General features: G+C 62.3%; 23 protein-coding genes, 1 tRNA gene and 1 pseudogene. 4 read left to right on the top strand and 21 right to left on the bottom strand.

The features are described from left to right. Positions 1-137 precede the first annotated feature (137 nt). A complete protein-coding gene (gene ppsA, locus AC0IPL_RS19830; RefSeq protein WP_474276828.1) occupies positions 138-2516 on the top strand; it encodes a phosphoenolpyruvate synthase in 2379 nt (792 codons plus the stop codon). On the opposite strand, the gene AC0IPL_RS19825 is transcribed toward ppsA, so the two are convergent. From AC0IPL_RS19825 to AC0IPL_RS19780, 10 genes are all read right to left on the bottom strand, one after another. Next, positions 2513-3460, bottom strand: coding sequence for a 1-phosphofructokinase family hexose kinase (locus AC0IPL_RS19825; protein ID WP_474276827.1), 948 nt, complete (start codon positions 3458-3460; stop codon positions 2513-2515). The genes ppsA and AC0IPL_RS19825 overlap by 4 nt on opposite strands. 39 nt (positions 3461-3499) lie before the next feature. Continuing rightward, entirely contained in the window at positions 3500-3871 is a 372-nt protein-coding gene (locus AC0IPL_RS19820) for a hypothetical protein (RefSeq protein ID WP_474276826.1), read from the bottom strand. Then, positions 3858-4406 carry a hydrolase gene (locus tag AC0IPL_RS19815; RefSeq protein ID WP_474276825.1) on the bottom strand — a complete coding sequence of 183 codons (549 nt, stop codon included), beginning with the start codon at positions 4404-4406 and terminating at the stop codon, positions 3858-3860. The genes AC0IPL_RS19820 and AC0IPL_RS19815 overlap by 14 nt, the downstream gene beginning before the upstream one ends. Positions 4407-4537: 131 nt before the next feature. Next, on the bottom strand, positions 4538-4990 hold the full coding sequence (locus AC0IPL_RS19810; protein ID WP_474276824.1) for a hypothetical protein: 453 nt from the start codon (positions 4988-4990) through the stop codon (positions 4538-4540). Between the two features lie 270 nt (positions 4991-5260). Then, positions 5261-5905, bottom strand: coding sequence for a S16 family serine protease (locus AC0IPL_RS19805; protein ID WP_474276823.1), 645 nt, complete (start codon positions 5903-5905; stop codon positions 5261-5263). 370 nt (positions 5906-6275) lie between these two features. Next, on the bottom strand, positions 6276-6617 hold the full coding sequence (locus AC0IPL_RS19800; RefSeq protein WP_474276822.1) for a Lon-like protease helical domain-containing protein: 342 nt from the start codon (positions 6615-6617) through the stop codon (positions 6276-6278). 83 nt (positions 6618-6700) lie between these two features. Next, positions 6701-7684, bottom strand: a complete 984-nt coding sequence (locus AC0IPL_RS19795) for a zinc-dependent alcohol dehydrogenase family protein (protein ID WP_474276821.1) — start codon at positions 7682-7684, stop codon at positions 6701-6703. Positions 7685-7768: 84 nt separating this feature from the next. Then, positions 7769-8491, bottom strand: coding sequence for a DUF5765 domain-containing protein (locus AC0IPL_RS19790; RefSeq protein ID WP_474276820.1), 723 nt, complete (start codon positions 8489-8491; stop codon positions 7769-7771). 3 nt (positions 8492-8494) lie between these two features. Further along, entirely contained in the window at positions 8495-8794 is a 300-nt protein-coding gene (locus AC0IPL_RS19785) for a chaperone modulator CbpM (RefSeq protein WP_474276819.1), read from the bottom strand. A gap of 4 nt (positions 8795-8798) precedes the next feature. Then, positions 8799-9731: a DnaJ C-terminal domain-containing protein gene (locus AC0IPL_RS19780; protein ID WP_474276818.1), complete on the bottom strand. Its 933-nt coding sequence runs from the start codon at positions 9729-9731 to the stop codon at positions 8799-8801. Between the two features lie 276 nt (positions 9732-10007). Between AC0IPL_RS19780 and AC0IPL_RS19775 the strand changes: the two genes are divergently transcribed. The 3 genes and pseudogenes from AC0IPL_RS19775 to AC0IPL_RS19765 all read left to right on the top strand — a co-directional run. Beyond that, positions 10008-10274 (top strand): transposase, encoded by a 267-nt coding sequence (locus tag AC0IPL_RS19775; protein WP_474276817.1) that lies wholly within the window; start codon positions 10008-10010, stop codon positions 10272-10274. 210 nt (positions 10275-10484) lie between these two features. After that, positions 10485-10874, top strand: a complete 390-nt coding sequence (locus AC0IPL_RS19770) for a DDE-type integrase/transposase/recombinase (RefSeq protein WP_474276816.1) — start codon at positions 10485-10487, stop codon at positions 10872-10874. Positions 10875-10939: 65 nt separating this feature from the next. Continuing rightward, positions 10940-12282, top strand: a pseudogene (locus AC0IPL_RS19765) (ISL3 family transposase); the annotation flags it as partial. 30 nt (positions 12283-12312) lie between these two features. Here AC0IPL_RS19765 and AC0IPL_RS19760 read toward each other — a convergent pair. The 11 genes from AC0IPL_RS19760 to AC0IPL_RS19710 form a co-directional block, all read right to left on the bottom strand. After that, the gene (locus tag AC0IPL_RS19760; RefSeq protein WP_474276849.1) at positions 12313-13884 is read right to left on the bottom strand and encodes a tyrosine-type recombinase/integrase; all 1572 of its coding nucleotides are present in this window, start codon (positions 13882-13884) and stop codon (positions 12313-12315) included. A 64-nt stretch (positions 13885-13948) separates the two neighbouring features. Next, positions 13949-14161 carry a helix-turn-helix domain-containing protein gene (locus AC0IPL_RS19755; RefSeq protein ID WP_474276815.1) on the bottom strand — a complete coding sequence of 71 codons (213 nt, stop codon included), beginning with the start codon at positions 14159-14161 and terminating at the stop codon, positions 13949-13951. Between the two features lie 91 nt (positions 14162-14252). Beyond that, positions 14253-14828, bottom strand: coding sequence for a hypothetical protein (locus AC0IPL_RS19750; RefSeq protein ID WP_474276814.1), 576 nt, complete (start codon positions 14826-14828; stop codon positions 14253-14255). 61 nt (positions 14829-14889) lie between these two features. After that, the gene (locus AC0IPL_RS19745) at positions 14890-16047 is read right to left on the bottom strand and encodes a tyrosine-type recombinase/integrase (protein ID WP_474276813.1); all 1158 of its coding nucleotides are present in this window, start codon (positions 16045-16047) and stop codon (positions 14890-14892) included. A 170-nt stretch (positions 16048-16217) separates the two neighbouring features. Beyond that, positions 16218-16307 (bottom strand) — tRNA-Ser (locus AC0IPL_RS19740). Positions 16308-16388: 81 nt separating this feature from the next. Next, positions 16389-17126: an alanyl-tRNA editing protein gene (locus tag AC0IPL_RS19735; RefSeq protein ID WP_474276812.1), complete on the bottom strand. Its 738-nt coding sequence runs from the start codon at positions 17124-17126 to the stop codon at positions 16389-16391. Continuing rightward, positions 17113-19584 (bottom strand): DUF3772 domain-containing protein, encoded by a 2472-nt coding sequence (locus AC0IPL_RS19730; RefSeq protein ID WP_474276811.1) that lies wholly within the window; start codon positions 19582-19584, stop codon positions 17113-17115. The genes AC0IPL_RS19735 and AC0IPL_RS19730 overlap by 14 nt, the downstream gene beginning before the upstream one ends. Further along, positions 19581-20615 (bottom strand): cysteine synthase A, encoded by a 1035-nt coding sequence (locus AC0IPL_RS19725; RefSeq protein ID WP_474276810.1) that lies wholly within the window; start codon positions 20613-20615, stop codon positions 19581-19583. Before AC0IPL_RS19725 ends, AC0IPL_RS19730 begins: the two co-directional genes overlap by 4 nt. Before the next feature lie 67 nt (positions 20616-20682). Beyond that, positions 20683-21807 (bottom strand): NUDIX domain-containing protein, encoded by a 1125-nt coding sequence (locus tag AC0IPL_RS19720; protein ID WP_474276809.1) that lies wholly within the window; start codon positions 21805-21807, stop codon positions 20683-20685. 30 nt (positions 21808-21837) lie between these two features. Beyond that, positions 21838-22278, bottom strand: a complete 441-nt coding sequence (locus tag AC0IPL_RS19715) for a TrgA family protein (protein WP_474276808.1) — start codon at positions 22276-22278, stop codon at positions 21838-21840. 31 nt (positions 22279-22309) lie between these two features. Beyond that, positions 22310-23515, bottom strand: coding sequence for a class I SAM-dependent methyltransferase (locus tag AC0IPL_RS19710; RefSeq protein ID WP_474276807.1), 1206 nt, complete (start codon positions 23513-23515; stop codon positions 22310-22312). Positions 23516-23539 lie beyond the last annotated feature (24 nt).

The following is a 23539-nucleotide window of genomic DNA, read 5'->3' as shown; positions in this document are numbered from 1 at the left end:
AATTGATGCCGCTCAATCCGCGCCTGCGCCCTTGCTGCCGTCCCCCCGGGCCGCCGGGGCGGCCACTGATCTGCATCAATGGCCAACGCCGGATTCCTGCCATTATGGGGCTACCCCTGCAAGACCGGAGACCGGACATGCCCCATGCCACCCCACCCGTTATCAGCTTCGACAAAGTGAAACGCGCCGATACCGGCCTGGTCGGTGGAAAAAACGCCTCTCTGGGAGAGATGATCCAGGCACTGGGCTCCAAGGGCATCCACGTGCCGCCGGGGTTTGCCACCACCGCAGGCGCCTACCGCGACTACCTTGCCGCCAATAAGCTGGAAGCACGGATTCACCAAGAGCTGCACGCCTTGGACGAAGGCCGCACCACGCTGCAACAGGCGGGCAACGCGATCCGCTCCATGATCCTGGCAGGAGACTGGCCTGCAAAGACCGCACAGGCGATCCTTGCCCAGTACCACAGCCTTAGCAAGACGACAGGACAGCCGGATGTGGCCGTGGCGGTGCGCTCCAGCGCCACCGCCGAGGACCTGCCGGAAGCGAGCTTTGCCGGCCAGCAGGAGACCTTCCTGAACGTCAGCGGCGAGCAGGCCCTGCTGGAGGCCTGCCGGAAATGTTACGGCTCGCTGTTCACCGACCGGGCCATCTCCTACCGCCGATTCCACGGTTTCGATCACATGAAGGTGGCGCTATCGGTCGGGGTGCAGCAGATGGTGCGCGCTGACACCGGCGGAGCTGGGGTGATGTTCTCGATCGAAACCGAATCCGGCTTTCCCGATGCCGTCCTGATCAACGCCGCCTGGGGCTTGGGCGAAAACGTGGTGCAAGGCGCCGTGGACCCGGACGAATACCAGGTCTTCAAGCCGTTTCTGGATACTCCCGGCCTGATCCCGATCCTGGAAAAGCGGCTGGGGGCCAAGGCCGTCAAGATGATCCTGGACCGCGACGGTAGCCCCCGCAACGTGCCCGCCTCCAAGGCCGAACGAGCACAATTCGTGCTCAGCGACGCCGACATACTGCTGCTGGCCCGCCAGGCCAAGGTGATCGAGGACCACTATGGCTGCCCAATGGACATGGAATGGGCCCGCGACGGCGCCGGCGGCAGAATCTATATCGTGCAGGCCCGCCCCGAAACCGTGCAGTCGCGTGCGGCCATCGGCACGCTGCGCTCGTACTCGGTATCGGATCCGGGGCCGGTTCTGCTGACCGGGCTCAGCGTCGGCAGTGGCGCTGTCGCAGGCCGCGTGTCTATCATCGAAAGCGCCGCTGACATCACGCGGTTCAAAGACGGCTCGGTGCTGGTCACCGGCACCACCGACCCGGACTGGGTGCCCATCATGAAACGGGCCGCCGCCATTGTGACCGACCACGGCGGCCGCACCTCGCATGCAGCCATCATCAGCCGCGAATTGGGCCTGCCCGCCATCGTCGGCTGCGGCAACGCCACCGAGCTTCTGCACGACCAGCAGGACGTCACCGTCTCCTGCGCAGGCGGCGAACAAGGCGTCGTGACAGAAGGCTTGTCGCAAATCGCCGTCACCGAGGAGACGCTCGCAGACCTGCCCCGCCCCAAGACCCAGATCATGCTCAACCTCGCCAACCCCGGCGCCGCGCTGCGCTGGTGGCGGCTGCCGGTGGACGGCGTCGGGCTGGCGCGGATGGAGTTCGTGATCAGCAACGCGGTGCGCGTGCACCCGATGGCGCTGGCCCGCTTCGATCAGGTGACCGACCGGAAAACCCGCGCCGCAATCGAGGCGCTGACCGCAGGCTATGACCCCAAGACCGAATACTTCGTTGACCGCCTTGCCCGCGGCCTGTCTCGGATCGCAGCCTTCTGCCACCCCAAGCCGGTGATCATCCGGATGAGCGATTTCAAGACCAACGAATACGCCGACCTCTTGGGCGGGCAAGCTTTTGAACCTGCCGAAGAAAACCCGATGATCGGCGTCCGCGGCGCCTCCCGCTATTACTCGGACGAATACCGCGACGGCTTTGCGCTGGAATGCCAGGCGATTGCCCGGCTGCGCGGACAGATGGGCTTCATGAATGTTATTGTGATGGTTCCCTTTTGCCGCACCCCAGGGGAGGCCGACCGGGTGCTGTCGGTGATGGCAGAGCACGGCCTGAAGCGCGGCCAAAACGGGCTGGAGGTCTACGTCATGTGCGAAATTCCCTCCAACGTGCTGCGTGCGGCGGAATTTGCCGAACGCTTCGACGGCTTTTCGATCGGCTCCAACGACCTCACCCAGCTGACCCTGGGCATCGACCGAGACTCCGACCCTCTGGCGGAGCTGTTCCGCGAGGATGACCCGGCAGTGCTGTGGATGATCGAAACAGTCATCCGCGAGGCGCACAAGGCCGGGTCCAAGGTCGGATTCTGCGGCCAGGCGCCCAGCAACAACCCGGACTATGCTCGCCGCCTGGTGGAATTTGGCATCGACAGCATCTCGGTAACCCCCGACAGCTTCGTGCAGGTCCTGCGCAACGCCGCCAAGGCCGAAGCAGGCTAGAGCGCCTCGATTTCGCAATGCGGCAGCAGCGCCTCCACCTGACCGCTTTCAAACAGCGCGGTGCCCTCGCTGCCCACCGTGGCGCTGGCCGCGGCAACACCCCAGCGCAGCGCCTGATCCAGCGCCTCGCCGTGAGACAGCGCCAGCGTCAGCGCGCCGGTAAAGGCATCCCCAGCGCCGATCTTGCTGTGCACCTCGACATACGGCGCGCGGCAGAAAATCCGCTGGTCCCTGGTGGCCAGAACCGACCCCTCTGCACCGCGGCCGCCGACCACAATATCCGCCACGCTGCGGGCAATCAGGTCCTGGGCAAACCCCAAGCTGTCCGCGACCGAGGCCATCTGATGCCCCGCCGCCTGTTCCGCCTCCCGCTGGTCCAGCCGCAGCACATGCACTGGCTGGCCGGGCGCCGCCAGCAAATGTGCCAGCGCCGCCTTGGAGGTATCGACCACCAGCTTGTCCGTGCGCGGTGCAATCGCCGCCAACACCTGATGCGGGAAATCATCGTCCAGGCCGGGTGCAACACCGCCGCTCAGCACCACATAGCCCTCCCGCGGCGCCGCCTGCGCAATCGCACTTAAGAGCCGGGCGCCATCGCGGGCTGTCATCGTCTCGCCCGGCACGCTGAAGCGGAACTGCTCGCCGGTGGTCTCGTCCGTCACGGCAAAGCTCTGCCGGGTTTCGCCGGGCACATGGACCGCCACCGCCAGCATGTCTTCCGCCACCAGCAGCTGCAGCAATTGCTCGCCCATGGCGCCGCCGACCGCCACCAGCGCCGAGACCTCGCCGCCCAGCTTGCGGATGGCCCGGGCCGCGTTGACCCCACCGCCGCCGGGATCCACCCGCGGCGCCTTGCAATAGAGCTTGGGGCCTGCCACCACCCGGTCGATCGACGTCGCCAGATCGACAGCGGGGTTCAGTGTGATTGTCAAAATCCTGGACATCAGCCTTCCTTCCCCGCGGCCTCTCCAAGCTACATCCGTTCAGTCTTTTTTCAGGATCATCCCCAACCGCAAAACCGCCGCCAGGATCGCCTGCCCCAGAACCGACGACTGGCCCAGGCCGATCGCTGCATCATTGTCGAGATTGTCGTTCTCCCGCAGGGTGCAGTGCCAGCGGCCATGCTTGCCAGACGCCCCGCCTCGGATATGCACATCCCAGTCCGGAAAAGCCGCATCAGCCACATGCATGGCCCCATCCGCGGTGCCGATATGCTGCGCCGCGTGTTCATCATCCGGCGCTGCCCCCGGCAGCAGATAGGCCAGCGCATGCAGAACGCCGTCGAAATCCGCCAGGGTCAGATCCGATTGGCTTTCCAGCCGGTCGATCAGGAGTTCCAGTTCAGGGTCTTTCATAGCTGCCTCCCGGCTGCGCGGAAGTCTGGATGACTTCGGCAACGCCAATTACGTAGTTCCTGCCGTATGCCCGCGCGCAGCGCGGGCAAGTGGTGTAAAACATGTAGACAGCACTGGCAGTCTTTGCGACCGCCGCGGCGGCGGTTTCCATCTCGTGCACCCAGTCCTTTGCCTTGCGGTACGGTCCCTCGAACACTCTGGTGATGAAGTCTCCGGAAAGCGTAGCCATGTCCTCGCCGGGCACGTCTCCTGTCACCGCAAAGAAATGCTCACCCTCGGCCGGGGACAGGTCGCGGCTGAGGACAAAGTACCCCTCCGGATCCTGTGCTCCGGCGTCCTTGATGTTTGCCTGCACCCTGGCAAACACCTTCCCCATGTTCAGCGGAAAATGCAGCAGGCTGCGGGTTTTTGCGTGGACAAAGAGTTTGTCTTCGAAATGCAGATGGCGCCCGTCCCACCCCACAGGATTGAATCGGGGGCAGCAGCCGGTTGTGTTGCAGGACATGTCCATTTCGGGCACCGTATTCGTTTGCATGCCTCGGCCTCCCCGTTTGATATTACGCCTTCAGTCTAGTCCCGCCGCCGCCGGATGAAATGATGCGGGTTAATCCTCCCGTTATTTTTAGCTGCCCCCGAGGCGGAGCCCCTGCCCGCCTGCGCGCCGCCTCAACCGCTGGTTTGAAGGATCAGCGTGCAGCGGGCTGCGTCCTGGAGGCGGGCGGCGGGCGGCAGACCCGCAAGCAGCGCTGCAACGATGACCGCTGCCGGGTTCATGTGCTCCAACTGCCGCAGCAGCGCCTCCGGCCGCGTGCAGAACCGGGTCTCCATGCCGCTGTCCTCCCGCCCTGCACGGCCGGGGTCCGGATTCGCCCCGGCAGGGCAGGCAATCAGCGCCACCAGCGGCTTGCCGGTTTTGCGGGCCAGCTGCAACGCATAGTCCGGCACCCTCTGCCCTGCCGCCAGGAGCACCGCAATACAGCTCGCTGCCCGCAGGATCGGCTTGAACCCGAAGACCAGGATGTCACCGGCCTGCGAGATCCGGCGCAGCTCCTCCTGCACATGGCCCTCCGCCTCCCGGAACGAGCTTTCCAGCGCCACCGCCGCAGCGCGGGCGGACAACAGCCCCTTGAACCGCCGCGCATCCGCCTGAAATGCCTTGTCAGGGCCGCCCCGGTCAGCCCTCTCTCCCGCTGCCCCGAATAGGACACCACCCGCGAACGGGCATAGCCCGCGGCCAGAACCGCGGTTTCCCGGACAAACACTCCCTGCAGCTCCGCCCCCAAGTGCCGGGACGGCTCCATCGCCAGCTCCAGCGCCGCCTCCGCGTCCGGATAACAGCTGGCGCCCGGAATAACCCTGGCGGGGCCCGCATCCCCTGCCCCGCCCGCATCACCCTGCATCGCCGCCTCCCTCGTTCGCATAGGACCTGAGGATCTCTGCAAACCCCTGCAGCCGGTCCTCCTCCGGCCGGTTCAGGCTGCATTCCGGGTACACCCCGATAGTGCCGCGACCCCCGGCCTCCAGCCCGGTCAGCACTGCGATCCCGTCGCTGTCAGAGGCCATCGTGCAGATATGGAACCGCCCCGCCGCCACCGCATTCACCACCCGCTGGCGCAGGTTCAGGTGGCGCTGGTTGGCGGCCGGGATCAGCACTCCCTGGCGCCCGGTCAGGCCGCGGTCCGCGCAGACATCAAAGTGACCCTCGATCTTCTGGTTCACCCCGCCGATCGCTTGGATATAGCCGAACTGGTTGACTGACCCGGTGATCACAAAGGACTGGTCCAGCGGCGCCTTAGCCAGCGACGACAGCAGCGCAATCAGCTCCGCTGCCGAGGCGCTGTCGCCCTCCACCCCGCCATAACTCTGCTCGAACACCAGGCTCGCCCACAGCGACAAGGGCGCACTGCTTGCATAGGTAGCAGCCAGATAGCCCTGAAGGATCAGCATCCCCTTGGAATGGATCGGTCCGCCCAGTTCGGTTTCTCGTTCGACGTCGACCAGCTTGCCGGCACCGGGCCGGGTGCGCGCGGTCATCTTCGAAATCCGCCTCCAGCTTGAATTGCTGCAGGAAATCCGGGTCCGGCGCCGACAGCGAGTAGTAATGCAGCCGCTCGCCGATCAGCACCACCCGCATGCTCAAGGGCTCCGGATCCGGCTCCAGCGACACCGTGGAGATCAGGCTCGCCGCTTCCAGCTCTTCACGCTCCTCCTCGCCTAGCGCGTCGAACTGCTCCTGGCTCAACACCTTGTCGCCGCGCAGTCCAGCAAAACTGAAGCCGACTGACGTGCGCATGATGGCAACTCCCGTCGTGCGGGCATCCGCAAAGAATTCCGCCATCTCGCTCTCATGTCCGGCAGTGAAATCCTCCTCGATGGTGCGGCGCCGGGTCTGGTAATCCTCCGTTTAAAACAGCGCCGGAATTTGGCTGGCCAGGTCGTCCACCAGCGTTTCCATCATCTTGCGTAGACGGCAGGCGGAGCCGGCGGGCAGCCGGATCGCAACCGGCTTGTGCGGCACCTCGTAGTTGTTGACATAGACCCAGCCGCAGGCCACCGGCCGGTCCTGCGCGACCTCGGCCAGGATCGACTGGGCCAGCGCATGTCGGCCGCTGCCGGGTCGCCCCAGAACAAAGACATTGAAATCCTGATGGCCAGTCAGGGCGCCCATCCGGATCGCATCCATTGGCCGCTTCTGTCCCAGCCAGCCGGAGTCGCCGTCCAGTTCGTCCGTCAGTGCGAAATCCAAGCCCCCGGACGGCAGAACGGGCCGCAGCTGCGTCGTTCTCAATTCATTAGGGTTTTGTTTTTAAACATTTTCGCCTCACAACATCAGGACACCAGCACCGCGGCCCCTTGCAGACGCCCTTGCCGCATGTCCGCAAGCGCCTGATTGGCCGCGTCCAGCGCATAGCTGCGGGTCTCAGTGGAAATACCGGCCTCAACCGCCAGGGACAGAAACTCGTCACCATCCTTCCGGGTCAGATTGGCCACCGACAGGATATGACGTTCGCCCCACAAGTCCCCATAGGGAAAACACGGAATGTCGCTCATGTGGATGCCGCCGCAAACCACCCTGCCCCCCTTGCGCACGGCCTTCAGGGCCGCAGGCACCAGGCTGCCAACCGGTGCAAACAGGATAGCGGCATCCAGCTCTTCCGGCGGCCGCTCATCAGAGCCGCCTGCCCAAGCGGCGCCGAGACTGCGGGCAAACTCTTGCCCGTCCGTGTCATCGGGCCGCGTCAGCGCAAAAACCTTGCGGCCCTGCCAGACTGCCAGCTGGGTCAGGATATGCGCCGCCGCCCCGAAACCATACAGGCCGATATTACCGCCTTTCCCCGCCATCCGGTAGCTGCGGTAGCCGATCAGCCCGGCGCACAACAGCGGTGCCAGCTGTACCGGGCTGGCCCCCTCATCCAGCCGGAACACATAGCGCGCATCGGCAACGCAGAACTCGGCAAACCCGCCGTCGCGGGTATAGCCGGTAAAGACCGGCGCATCGCACAGGTTCTCCCGCCCCTCGCGGCAATAACGGCACTGGCGGCAGGTGCTTCCCAGCCAGGGCACGCCGACCCGCTGGCCAGTGCTGACCCCCTCGGCCCAGCTGCCTGATGCCACAATGCGCCCGACAATTTCATGCCCGGGGATCAGCGGCACAGCAGCTTCGGTCAGGTCGCCATCAGCGATGTGAAGATCGGTGCGGCACACGCCGCAAGCCTCGACCCGGATCAGCACCTCCCTAGGCCCCGGCTCCGGCCGGGAAACATCCTCCAGCCGGAGCGGCTCACCTGCTTTATGGAACACCATGGCACGCATCTTGCGACTCCTGTGTTTCAGATTACCCCGCACCGGACCCCAACGGATTGATCCTGATCACGCCGACAGGATTGACCGCCACCGCTAAACCCGCAGCCCCCACCAGCTTCTGGCGGTGAAGGCTTCGCGCATCCAAGGGCTAAGGCCGATACACAGGATCACGATTGAAAAAAGGCACCAGACAGCAGGCATCTCGTTCGGGTTGCTGGTCAGCGTCCAGGCCAGCATCGGCCCGGCGAAAAGATGCATCAGCACAAACCGCCACGCCCCATAGGCCAGCGGCAGGAAGAACACCGCCGCCATATATGCCGGAAAGCCGGACTGCACCCTAAGCGCAGTGTCCAGCGGCACCAGCAGGCCGTTGTAAGGCACGTTCCAGGCGATGTGCCAAGTCCCCGATACGGTGCACAGAACCTCGGCGCACAACGGCGCCCCGGCCGCACAGCGTCCCAATGCCGGCACGGGCAGCAGCTGCAGCAGCATCACCCCCGCCGCCCCGAAGCCGAGGCTCAGCACCCACTGCCTGCAGCGCGCACTGACGGCGGCAGGCACAAGCTCCAACGCGAAGGCGTTAATCAGAACGGGCTGAAAGGCGATGTGCAGATAAGACAGCAGCGTGACCCCCTTGTTCGCCACTGCACTGCAGTCATCGGCGGTCAGGTATCCGGCGAGCTGCAAAGCCTCCATGATGGTGAAATAGCCAAGCACGCCCCACACAGCCAAAGGCTGGCCCTGCCGCCGACAGACCACCGTTGCAGCGGCACCGGCAACCGCCATCGCGGCAGAAGCTTCTGCGCTCCAGCACATCCGCTAAACTTCTTCGAAGGCGGCCAGCCGCCGCAGCATCTCGTCCCGTTCCGCCAGCAGGTCCAGCACCAGCGCAATCCCGGCGGTATTGACGCCCAGATCCCGGCTCAGGCGCCGCGCCTTCTTGGCGCGGGCAATGTTGATGCTATGGAACCGCCAGTTCTGGATTGAAGCCCCTTCGGGCTCCAGAACCCCGTGGTCGACCAGTTCGATGACCCAATTTCTGTCAGCGTGGCAAAATCGGCAAAGCTCTTCCAGGGTCAAACTGACGACAACTGTGCCTTTTGCCCTTGCAGGTTTCATGCGTTTATCCTCCGATACCGGCGCGCGGGTTGAACGGCACATCCCGCGCCATCTGCTCAAAGACCCGGCGCGCTTCTTCTGTCGTCACCTTGGGGTTCACGATCCTGAGCGTTGCAAAGATGTCTCCTGCGGGCGTTCCCGGCAGCCCCTTGCCCTTCAAGCGCAGCTTCTGGCCACTGCGGGCATTGGCGGGAATGGTCAGCGCAACATTGCCATCCGGCGTCGGCATCATCACCTTGCCTCCCAGCGCCGCTTCCCAAGGGGCCACCGGCAGTTCCAGGTACAGATCCCGGCCAACAGCGTGGTAGACCGGATGCGGGGCAAAGCGCACCTCAAGGAACAGATCCCCCGGCGCACCGCCTCCCGGTGGTGACATGGCCTGCCCCGGCAGCCGGATGTGTTGCCCCTCGGCAATCCCCTTGGGAACTTGGACCGTGATGCTGCGCTCCTGAAGCTGAACAGAGCCATCCGCCGCCAACTGCGGCTCCCTGAGGGTCAGGACACGGGCGCCGCCACTGAATGCGTCCGCAATGTCCAGCTGCAGGCGGACGTGCTTGTCCGCCCCCCTCGTGCCCGCTTCCGCGCCATAGGGCGGTCCCCGCCGCCGGAACAGGGTTTCGAAGAAATCGCTGAAAGCCTCTGCATCCCCGGGGCTGCTGCTGGAGAACTCAAACCCGCCTTCCCATCCCGGGGGCGGCCGAAAGCCGTCTTTTCCGCCGGCTGGCGGCTTGCTCAGCTCGTCATAGGCCGCACGCCGTTCCCGATCCTTCAGCACGTCATAGGCTTCGTTGACATCCTTGAATTTTGCCTCGGCATCCGCGGTGGCATTGATATCCGGGTGGTATTTCCGCGCAAGCTTGCGGTATGCGCGCTTGATCTCGTCTGCCTCTGCCTCCGGGGCGACGCCAAGTATCTTGTAATAATCCCTGTACTTCATGCCGCAGCTCTCCTGAGCAATACCGCACTAGTCTGACACGGGGCGGCTGGCTGCGGATTGATCCGGATCATTGCGCCGGAACCTGCTATTTTTTCGGTAATGAGCCCTTACAGACAGCGGCAGCGTCTGAGAAGACTTTAAAGGTCCATGCGAGAGACTGGGCCCGTTTCGCACATTTATGCTGACCTGCTTCCCGTGACCTGCTTCCCGGAACCTGGACCGGCGGAAGTGAGAATCTTCCAGTAATATTCCCGGCAGGCAACGCGGAGAATCCCGATGCGGAAATCACGGTTCAGCGAACAGCAGATCGCCTTCATTCTCAAGCAGGTTGATGATGGGCTGAGTGTGCAGGAAGTCTGCCGCAAGGCAAGCGTTTCCCAGCAGACCTATTACCGGTGGCGCAAGAAGTACGGCGGGGTGATGCCGTCCGAATTGAGACGCCTGAAGCTGCTTGAGGAAGAGAATGGCCGCCTGAAGAGGATGGTCGCCGACTTGTCCCTCGACAAAGCAATGCTTCAGGACGAGCTGGCAAAAAAGGTGTAGCGCCTGCGAAAGGCCGACAGCTGGTCGACTATGTTCAGGGGGTGTTTCAGGTCTCGATCCGGCGCGGCTGCAAGGTTTTGGGGCTGAACAAATCCACCTATTTCTACAAGTCGCGTCGGCCGTCGCAGGCGGCATTGCGAAAGCAGATCCGCGAGATAGCCGAGACGCGGGTGCGCTACGGATACCGGCGGATCCATATTCTTCTGAGAAGTGAACGCCAAGCGGATCTACCGGCTATATACCGAAGAAGGCTTTCAGATCCCGAGCAAGAGGCCAAAGCGCAAGGTTGTCGCAAAGCTCCGGGAAGACCGCAGACCGGCGGCATCTCCGAATGACGTCTGGGCAATGGATTTTCTGTCGGATCAGCTGTTTGACGGCCGGAAAATTCGGATCCTGACCATTGTGGATACGTACTCGAAAGTGTCCCCAGCCATTGACGTCCGGCCGCGGTACACAGGTGCAGACGTTGTCAGGCCATTGGAGCAAGTGGCACGGGAATACTGTTGTCCTGCTTCTATCCGTGTCGTTCAGGGGCCGGAGTTTATCTGTCAATCGGCACTCAATCTTGCCCCCCCTATCGGCATCCAAAAATGGATCTGAAGCAGATTTGGTGCCGACCAACCTGCCAAGCGCTATATATCTGTAGGTTTTGGAGGAGGTTGCCGATGGCGTCACAGTTTTCACGGCGGGATTTCCTGCCAGCAGGTCTCAAGGTCAACCAGGTTCAGCTTGTCGGGAACACGGTCCGAATCCACTCGCGTTCCGCCAAAGCCACGGCGGTGTGCCCGCGCTGCGGCACGGCTTCACGCCTTGTTCACAGCAGGTACCGCCGACGGCCTGCCGATCTTCCTGCGCATGGCCGGAAGGTGGAACTGGTCCTGCTGGTTCGCCGCTTTCGCTGCCGTGCTCCGCGTTGCCCAGCCAAGATATTTGCGGAGCGATTTCCCCGGACGTGACCCGGCCGCATGCGCGGCGTACCTCCCGTCTGCAAGGACTGGTCCGGCACCTCGGCCTGACACTCGGCGGGCGTCCGGCACAGGCGCTCGCCGCACGGCTCCTGCTGCCAGTCAGCAAGGATACTTTCCTCCGAAGCATCCGGGACACGGCTGAGGCCTCAAGCAGTGATCTCCGCGTTATTGGCATTGACGATTGAGCTTAGCGGAAGGGGCAGTGATACGGCACCTTGATCTGCGATCTGGAGCGGCGCCGGGTTATTGACCTCCTGCCAGACGGGGAACCGGCCACGGTCGAGGCCTGGCTGCGGGCCCGTCCGGGGATTGAGGTCGTCGCCCGCGACCGCAACGGAGGCTATGGCGGTGCCGTCTCACGGGCCTTGCCAAAAGCGGTTCAGGTTGCCGACCGCTGGCACCTGTTAGAAAACGCGAGCGCAGCTTTTCTGGCCGCCGTACAACGTAACATGCCTGCCATCCGCAAAGCGACCGGAGCAAAGACACTGGATCCAAAGCTGCTGACGGCCGCTGAAAAGCTGCAATACGAAGGCTATCTGCGCCGTCAGCAAACCAACCGGATGGTTCGCCAAATGGCTGATGATGGCGTGCCGATCCGGCGGATCGTTCGCCAGACAGGGCTCAGCCGCCAGCTCGTCCGGCAGATTTTGCGTGGGGAACGCGAGGATGTTTTCCGCATCCGTGAGAGCAGTCTGACCCCTTGGCTGCCGCGGCTGGAGCGGGAATGGCCGGGCGGCTGCCGGAACGGCGCCGAACTCTGGCGCCGGCTGCGGGCCGATGGTTTCGAAGGCAGCCTCCGTGTCGTCGGGGAATGGGCCACGCGCCAGCGCCGTGCCGAGCGGGCCGCGCCATCGGGCACAGACAAATCGCCGCCCGCGCGCAAGATCGCCCGCCTCCTGACCTTGGGCCAGGATCATCTGGGCAAGGCAGATGCCATCCAGGTCGCACGGATCGAAGCTTCTTTGCCTGCTCTCGCCACAGCCCGAAGGCTGACCGACCGGTTTACGGACATGGTACGCAATGCTCGCGAAGACGAGCTGGAAGGATGTTCGTATGCCAATCAGCCCCCCTTATTCCCAGCCAACTTTCGCCAACAACTCATCCATCAGCGCAATTTTCTGTGCATCGGTCATTTTGCGCGGTTCAGGCCTGCCCTGACCTTTGCCATTTGCTATCTCTTCAAAAAGGGCGAAGCGCTCCGCCTCGGGGAGTTTGCCATAGTGGGTCTCAGTAATTTTTTCGCTTTCGTGGCCCATGTTTTCCGACCAGGCCTTGCGCTGTTGCTGCGTCAGAGGACGGCGGTCGCGCTCGGCTGCAAGCGTGTCCTTTACCGAGTGAGGGTTATACTTGGCTTCCGCATCTCGACAAGCCAACGCGAAGGCTTTTGCCACGGCGTCCTTGGAGGCCATCGGCTCAATCGGAGAGCGCTCTGGGTCCTTCAAATAGGAGCCTCTCTTCAATTCGGGGAGACTTGGGAACAGCGCGTCTTCCCCCTGCAGCCCCATCGATTGCATGTGGTCTACCCAATCGGCCACGGCGGCGGAGAATGCTTTGGCGATTGGAAACCAGCTGATCCTGAGGCTTTTACCATTTTTGGTGCGAGAGGTCGTGGCATCCTGAATGACCTTTTGGCCCTCTTGATCAAAATGGGCGAGCCTCAATGTGGTGATGGTATCCGCGCGCAGCGCCCCAAGGTAGGCAATGGCAAACATCGCCCTAGCCCTCCGGTTCGCCAGGCTCAGCACTGGCATGCCGTGCAAAAGCTCCTCCGCCTCCTCCAGCGACGCATAGGTCTTCTCCCCCTTTGGCATCGCCTTGGCATAGGCCGCCTTCGGCAGTTGAATATAGTTCGGCAGGTCGGCTGGTAGACGTTTGTAGCCGTTTTGTTTGATCAACCACTCCAAAAAGCTCATGATCTGAGAGGCCTGATGCGAAGCGGTAGACCTTGATTTTTTGCCTTTTGACTTTGTCACCATCGCCTCTTTCAGGGCGCTTCGCACGAGATCCACATCCCGGACTGTAAGCCGGTCGAAGGGTTTTCCGTTCAAAACCGCCTCCATAAATCGGATTGCTGACAGGTGCTGATCCATCGTCTGCTCCGCAAGTCGGCCAGCATGAACCTGCCAGTCATAGACGACACGGTCATTCACGCCCCACCAGCGCAGACCATCCGTTTCCTCGCTACTCCCAATACCACCGGGATCTCGCCCAATTCCTTCGCGTAAGGAGTCGACGGTGGTATTGCGGTCACGCAACTGTTCAAACACAGCCAAATCGGCCTCAGAAACGAATTTTCTTACTTGGCAGCCACACTCCGAACACCGCCCAAATGCCATACTGGTGCCGTTGGCCACACGCTTGACAATGAGGTCGCCCAGCTCCGGATACACCGCTGACTTGCAGCCAGTGCATTTAAATTCCCCAGGCTTCAGTCGCGTGCCCAGTCGTTCATGGCGAGCCTTATGAAACGCCATCACCAGACCGCCAAGGAACACATAGGGGCGCTTGCAATCAGAGGGTCGCAAGCCAGCTTTCCGCCAATTTGAGATCGTATTGGCGCTCACTGCGTAGGCGCGCTGCAAGTCCTCAGTCGAATAGACGCGGTTCTTCTTGAGACGAATGCCTTTATAGGGGCGGCTCATGTAGCACCGCCGATCATGCGGGATACGGCGCGCAGGAATTTGATAAAGACCGCCAACAGGTGCATCACTTTGCGCCTTCTTGAGACGGATCAATACGGTTCGCGTCAAGCCAAGCGTTCAAATCGGTGCCGCGGTAGATCACCTTGCGACCGATCTTGTAGTAAGCGGGACCAACCCCCTTATGGCGCCATTGTGCCAGTTTTTCTCGGTCCCCCAAGAGTTCGAGTTCGGGGTCCGCCAAGACGTAACAACGTTCATCTTCAAATAGGCTCGGCACGTTTGGGTTCCTTTCGCTGATTCGAATGTCAGCGAATGAAGTGAACCTTACCTAGGGAGCGCGGCAGTCCCCGATTTGCAAATCCAGGACCCTAAACTTCTGATATATATAGAAAAGAAAGCTGCACACCTGGATCTACATATGGCGTAGAAGTGCCTTTAGGGCAGTTTGAGCTGAGTCCGATGCGAAACCTCTCAGCGAGATGGAGTACGTGCCACGCCGTCTCCGGATGATCTTCGAGGTAGTCCATAGCCATGCCCAAATGCACGACACCGCGATAGGTGCTCCAGATCTTTCGCAAAACATCTAAGTCTCTTGCGCCGCCAACTCCATTTTGCTTTGCGTAGTCCCGCGTCTGCTCTAGCAAGCCACCTTTAACCTGCACCCCCTGGAACCTCTTGACCTGAATGCTGTCCCACACACATTTTCCGATATATTCGGCTACGTTGATCTTGCGTTCATTTTTGCCCTCATAACGCTTGACAATCTCATGGAACTTGTGTGCGGCATCATAGCGGCTTTGCGCAGTTTCAGCGGCCCATTGGACGAATCTGGGCGACGAAGATTTGCCAACTGGCCAGTTTTCCAAGCCCAGGCTCACAACTTCGTGGCGTACGACATCAATGGCTCTAATTCGGCCCTCTTCCGTCTCTTCGCTGAGCGCCATGCGGAACTGTCCGAGGCATTCACATTCCGGCTCATTCAGTGGAACTTGCATTCCTCTGCCCCTAGTTGCTCCAAGATGTTACAAATTGCGACCAGTCATTCATTAATGAGCGGCGCTTTTCCAAAAGGTCGGATCGCGCATAAGCCCGTTCCACATCGGAACCGACCGCATGCGCCAAGCTTTTCTCGGCCACCTCGCGCGGCGCATTGGCCACTTCTGCCGCCCAATCGCGGAAGGTGGAGCGGAACCCGTGCACCGTCACCCCCTCCACCTTCATCCGGCGCAAAAGCATCAGCATTGACATGTTAGACAGTGGCTGGTGGCGCTTTTGCCCTTCGAACACGAATTCAGAGCCTATGGCTTTTAGCGGTTCAATGATCGCGAGCATTTCATCGGTCAGTGGCACCCTGTGGTCCTCGCCGGTTTTCATCCGTTCTGCCGGGCAAATCCACAGGCGGTTTTCCAGATCCAACTCCGCCCAGCGCAGGCCAAGCACTTCACCGGTTCGTGCCCCGGTCAGGCAGGTAAACATCAGCGCCTTGGCGGACATCGCATTCTTGGCTTCCAAGTCTGCAAATAACGCTGGCACGTCCTTCCAGCGCATGGCCTCATGGTGTTTGGGCTTGGCCTTGACCTTGGGCAGCACCTGCGCGTCCTTGATCGCTGTGACTGGATTTTCGCCGGAACGAAAACCTTTCGACCTGGCTACATCAAGAACAATCTTGATACGTTGCGCCAAGCGTCGTGCGGTCTCATACTTCTCGGTCCAGATTGGCGACAGGCACATCAGCACCTCAGGCTGGCCGATGCTGTCCACCGGCATGCGGCCTATCTTGGGAAAGGCATAGTCCCGCAGAGTATTGATCCATTGAGCCCCGTGCTTGGCGTTTTTCCATGTTGGCATGCGATCGACATGGACCTGTTGCGCCACTTCTTCAAAAGTGGGCACCTCCTGACGCGCATTGAACCTAGGGTTCAGCCCCTGTTTTGCCATCCGCCGGTATTCCAGCGCACGCTCTCGGGCCTGATTAAGGGGCACAAGGTCCGCACCACCCAAACCGAAATCCGTGCGAAGCGGCCCCCCCTTTTTATTCTTCTGCCCTTTGACTACCACGCGCACAATCCAGCGCCGCGCCCCTGATGGATCAACAACAAGATACAAACCGTTGCCATCCCCATGCCGCCCAGCGCCGAGGTTTTCCACCAGCTTTTTAGTCAACTTGCCAGATAAAGCCACTGAGATTCATACCACATTTCATACCACTCAATGAACGAGAATAGGCCCAACCGAAAGAAACTCAAGACAAACAGAACTCGCGGCCAACATCAGTAGAAAAAAAGAAAAAGGCCGCTCGAAGCGGCCTGTTCAGATCCAACAAAATTGTATAATGGCGGAGAGACAGGGATTCGAACCCTGGAGACGGTTTCCCGCCTACACACTTTCCAGGCGTGCGCCTTCGACCACTCGGCCACCTCTCCGTTGAGGGGGCTTTTGAAGGATTGCAGGGGGAAATGCAAGGGCCGAAAGGGCAAAAAATTCACTTCCCGCCGAATTCTTTTTCAGCCCTCCAGATGCAGGTACACCCGCCGGTTCTGCTTGCCTTTTTTCTCGATCTTGCCGATGCGGATCTGGCCGATTTCGCCGGTGCTGCGCACATGGGTGCCGCCACAGGGCTGTAGATCCACCTGCTGCTCTGCCGTGCCGACGCGGACCAGCCGGACGCGCCCCGCACCGCGCGGCGGTGCAACCGACATCGTTTTGACCAGCTGCGGATTGGCCTCCAGTTCTGCCTCGGTGATCCAGTCCTCGCTCACCTCCAGATCGCGGTCGATCAGGGCTTGGAGCTGGTCCTGCAGCGCCTGTTTGTCCGCGGGGGCCTCGGGCATGTTGAAATCAAGCCGCCCCTTCGCTGCGGTGATGGCACCGCCGGACACCGGCAAGGGTATCACCACCGAAAGCAGATGCAGGGCCGTGTGGACCCGCATGTGGCCATAGCGGCGCTGCCAGTCCAGCGCCTGGGTGACGGTGGCGCCAACCGCCGGCAACGCCGCCCCGTCCGCAAGGGCCAGCACGATGGCACCATCTTCGCCTTTGCGGGTGTCCACCACTGCGCTTTGCCCCTCTGCCCAAACCAGCTGGCCGGCGTCGCCAGGCTGGCCGCCTCCGGTCGGGTAGAACAGGCTGCGGTCCAGCACGACGCCCCCCTGCCCCTCACCAATGGCGACATGGGCTAGCACCCTGCCTTCGGTCATCCGGGCATAGGCGTCACTTTCAAACAGCTTCTCACTTGTCGGCATCACTGTCCCCATCATCGGCCCCGTCGGGCAGGTTCAAATCATCCGCATCCGGTTCCATCGGCACCGTCCGCGCGCGGCCGGAGCTGCCCTCCGCCGTTTCCGCAGAGCCAGCGGCGGCCATGGCTACCGGTGCGGCAAGCGCTTCTGGGTTGCGGATCCAGATGTCACGCTGGGCATAGGGGATCTCGATCCCTTCTTCCTGGAACCGCTTGGCGATGTCGTAGTTCATGTCGGATTTCACCGACAGAAGCCAGTTCACGTCGCGCAGGATGGCGCGGATCTCGAAATCCAGACTGTCGGCGCCAAACCCCTGGAACACCACCGAGGGCGCCGGGTTCAACAGCACCATGGGATGAGCGCGGGCGATCTCGGTCAGGATGCCCTCGACCTTGCGCGGATCGGTGCCGTAGGCCACTCCGACAGGAACGATCACCCGGCCCACGGTATTGCCACGGGTAAAATTGGTGACGGTGCCAGAGATCAGGTCCGAATTCGGCACGATCACATCGGAGCGGTCAAAAGTCTCGATCCGGGTGGAGCGCACCGAGATGTCCCGCACATAGCCCATCAGCCCGCCGACCTCGATCCAGTCGCCCTTGGAGATTGGCCGTTCGATCAACAGGATGATGCCGGAGACGAAGTTCGACACGATGTTCTGCAGACCAAAGCCGATACCGACCGACAGGGCACCGGCCACATACCCAAGCGCGGTCAGATCAATTCCCGCACTGGTGATCGCAGCCAGTGCGGCCAGAAAGATGCCGATATAGCCCAGACCTGCGGTGATTGCATTCTGCCCGCCTGCGTCGATGCGGGTCTTGGGCAGCAAGGAGTTGCGCAGCGAACCCTGCACCAGCCGGGTGACCGTATAGCCCGCGGCAAAGACGATGGCGAAGGTCAGAAACGCGGTAGGCGAGATACGCACGTCACCGACGCTGAACCCTGCCAGGAACTTCGACCACAACTCCGTCAGGTCGGCCACGCGCACGCCCCAGATCAGCGCCAAAAGCGGCACCGACAGCGTCGCAAGTGCAAAGCCGAGCATGACCGAGACCAGAGATTCGCGTGCATCCTGGCCCTGCCCGGACAACCAGCCGTAAAGATCCCCCAGGAACCGATGCACGACCAGCAGTGCGGCCAGCAGCGCCAGGGTGGACACGGCCGGGAAGATCAGCGCCTCGGCGGCGTTCACATAGCCGCAGGCAGCCAGAACTGGCGCAAGGAAACCCAACAGGTAACTGCCGCGGCGCACCACCGAAATCACCCGGTTGGCACCCGCAGTGATGGCGCCGTCGTCTTCGGTTTCCGTCTCGGCCTGTTTCTGGCGCTGCTTAGCACCGATACGGTGCAACCTCAGCAGCATCAGAGCCGCCGCCAGGATCAGCGGAAAACTGAGCACGGCATGTGCCTCTGCCGGGAGGTTGTCGATAATCTCAAGCTGGCGCAGCGCGTCCTGCGCCACCAGGATCAGCGCCAGGACGTCGACGATCAGACGGGTTTCGTTCAGCCGCCCCTCCTGCACCGGTACCAGGTCATTTTCCAGACGGTTGGAGAACAGCTGATTGCCCAGCCAGTGCAAGGACAGGATCAGCAGCGCCCAGCCCGGAACGTAATCCAGCAGGATCGAGCCGCGGATGCCCAACACACCCGACAGATTCACCGCCGCCACCAGGCAAATGATGCCGATAAAGGGCAGGATCACCTCGAGCAGCGACACGACAAAGGTCCAGACACCGCGGCCGCTGCTGCCAAATCCGCGCAGGTACCCGCCTGCCGCATGCGCCCAGGGCCGTCCGCGCAGCAGCAGCAAAAGGGCCACCGTCAGCAGGAACAGCAAGGCAGGCAGGCTGTTCTGGATCTGCTCACGCGTGGTGGCGCTGTCGATCTTGTACGCGGTTTCATTCCAGAGCGCGGTGCCGGAGCGCGCAAGGGCCCGCCAGGCGTCGCCCCAATGCTCCGGGTTCAGCGGCGACGGGCCGCGCTCCAGCAGGGTGCGGGTGCGGCGCTCGCGGATGATCTTGTCGATTTCCGCGATCAGCCCGTTGGCGCGGTTATAGGCCTCCTCGGAGACGATGCGCGGCACCTTCAGCTCCTTGAGCTGGCTTTCCAGCGAGGCGCGCAGCTGGGCGATGTCTTCAGGCTCAGTTTCCCCCTCGCCAGGGGCAGGCCCCAGCGCATCCAGCTGGCTTTCGAGGGTGCGGATCCGATCACCGTTATCGGTGCGGGCCTCGAGAAATTCCTGGCGGTAGCTGGTCAGCTCCAGCCGCAGGGATTCCATCGCGGCGCTGGAGGCGCGGTTGGCATCAATGACCTCTTCGGCGCGGGCCGCGGTCTTGAGCCAGTTCTGATAGTCGGCCCGCGATTTCTCGCTCAGCTGGGCCATGGCAGGCAACGCGAGGCCGACCATGACGGCCAGCCCCAGAAGCATCGCCCGCAAAGCGGTTATGATAGGTGTCATACGTCCTCAAAAACGCCGGGAATCGAGGCGGGTGCATGGGTCATCCACTCCGGCACCGGCAGGTCCTTTTCGCGCAGGAAATCCGGGTTGAACAGTTTTGACTGATACCGGGTGCCGTAATCGCACAGCACCGTGACAATGGTTGCCCCCTTGCCGAGATCCTTGGCCAGGCGCACAGCACCGGCAATGTTGATGCCGGAGGAGCCACCCAGAACCAGACCTTCCTCGTGCAGCAGGTCAAAGACATACGGCAGCGCTTCGCTGTCGGGCACCTGATAGCTGAAATCGGGCTTGAAGCCTTCGAGGTTCTTGGTGATGCGGCCCTGGCCGATACCCTCGGTGATCGAGGAGCCTTCGGATTTCAGCTCGCCCTCGGTGTAGTAGGAATAAAGTGCAGCCCCCAGCGGATCAGCCAGGCCGATCTTCACGCCCTTGGGCTGCAATGCCTCGGCCACGCCCGCCAGCGTGCCGCCGGAGCCGACAGCACAGACAAAGCCGTCAACCTTGCCGCCGGTCTGTGCCCAGATTTCCGGGCCTGTGGCTTCAACATGTGCCTGCCGGTTCGCCACGTTGTCGAACTGATTGGCCCAGATGGCGCCGTTGGGCTCGGTCTTGGCCAGCTGTTCGGCGAGGCGCTGGGAATAGCGCACGTAGTTGTTGGGGTTCTTGTAGGGGGCCGCAGGCACCTGAACCAGCTGCGCGCCAGCAAGGCGCAGCATGTCCTTCTTTTCCTCGGACTGGGTTTCCGGGATCACGATCACCGTCTTGAACCCCATCGAGGCACCCACCAGCGCAAGGCCGATACCGGTGTTGCCGGCGGTGCCTTCGACGATGGTGCCGCCGGGCTTCAGTTCGCCACGGTCCAGCGCGTCCTTGATGATGTACAGCGCGGCGCGGTCCTTGACAGACTGGCCCGGATTCATGAATTCCGCCTTGCCCAGGATCTCGCAGCCGGTCTCGTCGCTGACGCGGTTCAGGCGGATAAGAGGAGTGTGGCCGATCGCATCAGCCAGATCGCGTGCAATGCGCATGGTATCCCTTTCGATCATTCCCCACAGGTGTAGCCAAGCCGTCAGGCGACCACAAGTCGCGAAGCGGTCACCCCCACGTGGCGCGCAGCCGCGCGCGATGGCGTGACAACCACAGCGCTGCCATCACCAGCGGCATGTCCTTGTAGGCCTGATCGTCGACGCCCTGCATCAGCGCATCATAGCTAAGGATCTGGCTGCGGATGTCCTCCCCTTCGCCCGCCAGACCACCGCCGCCGTTGACCGCAGAAAGATCGCACACGCCAATGAAAATATGTATGAACTCTGCCAGCGCCCCGCTGGAGGGATAGGCCCGTGCCACCACCTCCAGCTGTTGGATGGTCACTCCGGCCTCCTCCTCGGCCTCGCGGATGGCAGTCTGCTCGGCGCTCTCCCCTGGATCAATCACACCGGCCACCGGCTCCCACATCCAAGGAGCGCTGTCGCCCATGATGAAGGGGGGCGCGCGGAACTGCTCCACCAGCAGCACCTCATCGCGGATCGGATCATAGGGCAGCACCACCGACGCGTGGCCCACCATCGCCGCGCAGCGGTTGATGACCGGGCTGAGCGTGCCGTCAAAGCGGCGAAATTGCAGGTCCATCTCCTCCATCGCGAAGAAGTTCATATAGGCGCGCTTGTGATCGTGCACGATCACGTCGCGGGTAAGGTCGTGCTGTGGATCAGCTGGACGCGCCTGCCCTGCCAGCCAGGCTGCTGCGCGGCGGCGGACCGAGGGAAAGACGCGGGCGACCTGCTCGGCGGTCATCCGGCCCTGATAGGCCATGACCTCCTCTGCCGCGCGCAGGGTCAACGCCGCCCATTCGCGTTCCCAAGCCGCCAGATCCCACGGCGCCCCGGTCTGCCACAGGCCCGGCGCCGGAAAATAGACCTGCGCTTCGGCCTCGTTGCCGTCCTGCAAGCGCACGCGCAAGGACTCGAGCGCATAAGCGAAGCCGCCCTCATAGAAGTTCAGCGCCGCAAGATCCGCCTCTGTCAGTCCGCGCGCCAGAAGGCCGTCCACAGTACAGCCCTGCCGCGCCTCGATGGTGGGAAAGGGTTGATCCTGTACGGCAAACACCCCGTATCCGGGCAGTTGCGCAGGCACGGCATCGAGCTGCGCCCCCTTGCGCCCCAACACCAGCTCAAGCAGCGGGAGATGGCGCAGCGTGCCATAGAAGAACAGATCAGCCACGTTATACAACCTATTGATATACTGTTAATTTCAACGCCAGCGGCGCGAGGCGTTCTCGGTCACGAGACCCGCCAGAATGCCACCGGCGATCAATGTCAGCATGACACCGGGAACAGCGATAACGAAGAAATACTCCAACGCAATGACAAAGATTGCCGACAGCGCCTCAAACGGGCCGTCATAGCGGTGCCGCATGGCCAGACGAAACATCTCCCAGGCTCCTTGGACGAACAGCGCCCAAAGCACCATGACCGCCATGCCCGTCAGCCCGTTGTTGATCGCCGGCACCACTCCGCGACCAGCGCGCCGACCCATGAAAATCCACCCGGACAGTACCCCCAACGCCACGTTTACATGCACGAAGTAGCCAAAATCCGTGCCCTCAGGCAGCAGCGGCATCACCAGGAAGGACACCACAAACGCCACCGCCCCCAATGACATGGCAGCGATCAGGCGAGCGGCTGTGGGCATGGGCAAGGTTCCGTTGTCGGGCCTGTCCGGATCAACGATGGGCCAGGGTGATCTGCGTTACATCGCAATTTCCCGTTTTAAAGGCCGCAGCGCAAGAGGTGAGGTAAAAGTTCCACATTTTGTAGAACCGCTCATCAAACCCCAGCGCCGCGATCTGATCCCAACGCGCGTTGAACGTCTCGCGCCAGCGGCGCAAGGTCTGGTCGTAGCTGTCGCCAAATTCGATCGTTCGGACCACCCCCAACCCGGCCTTCTCGACCTGTTCGCGTAACACGGTGGGTGACGGCAGCATGCCGCCGGGAAAGATGTACTTCTGGATGAAATCCACGCCCCGGCGGTAGACCTCCCAGCGGCGGTCGGCCACGGTGATGATCTGCAACGTCGCCTGCCCGCCCGGTTTCAGCCGGTCACGGACGGTAGCGAAATAGGCGGGCCAGTATTTCTGCCCGACCGCCTCGAACATCTCGATTGAGGCGAGGCCGTCGAACTGGCCGCGGCAGTCGCGGTAATCCTGCATCCGCAGCTCCACCCGATCTGAAAGGCCCGCTTTTTCAATACGCTGCCGCGCAAAGTTAAGCTGTTCTTTACTGATCGTCAGCCCGGTCACCCGCAGTCCGCGTTCGCGCGCGGCATATTCGGCAAAACCGCCCCAGCCGCAGCCGATCTCCAGCACGTGGTCGCCGGGCTGGACCCCCATCTGGTCCACCAGGGAGGCATATTTCGCGGTCTGTGCCGCCTCCAGGCTGTCCTGCCCGCTGGTAAACAGCGCGCTGGAATAGGTCATCGTGTCATCCAGCCACAGCCGGTAGAACTGATTGCCAAGGTCATAGTGGTGCGAGATGTTCTTGCGCGCCTGGCGGCGGTGGTTGCGGTGCAGCCAGAAACGAATCCGTTCATAGGCGCGCAGCAGGGCGCGGCCTTGAAACCCGTCGTAAACCGTGTTGGCCCCCATGTGAACAAGGTCCATGAAGGCTTGAAGATCGGAGCTGCTCCACCAGCCCTCGAGGTAGGAGTCGCAAAAGCCCAACTCGCCTTCGCGGATCAGCCGGGTGAAACATTCGGGGTTGTGTATGCGCAGATCCGCGACCGGGCCGGGGCTCTTGCCCGTGGCGCGAAAGATGCGCCCGTCGGGCAGGTGAATATCCAGCTGGCCCACCTCCATCCGCAGGACCTGCGCAAATACTGGCGCAAAATAGCGCGGCAGGTCGGTGTGGCCGTCGGTATCCGTGAACATCATTTCCGCATCTCCTCCGCTAAGGAA

It is taken from the genome of Leisingera sp. SA32 (assembly GCF_056033425.1).
Note: the sequence above shows the minus strand (reverse complement) of the source record. Positions and strands in the feature narration are given on the sequence as shown.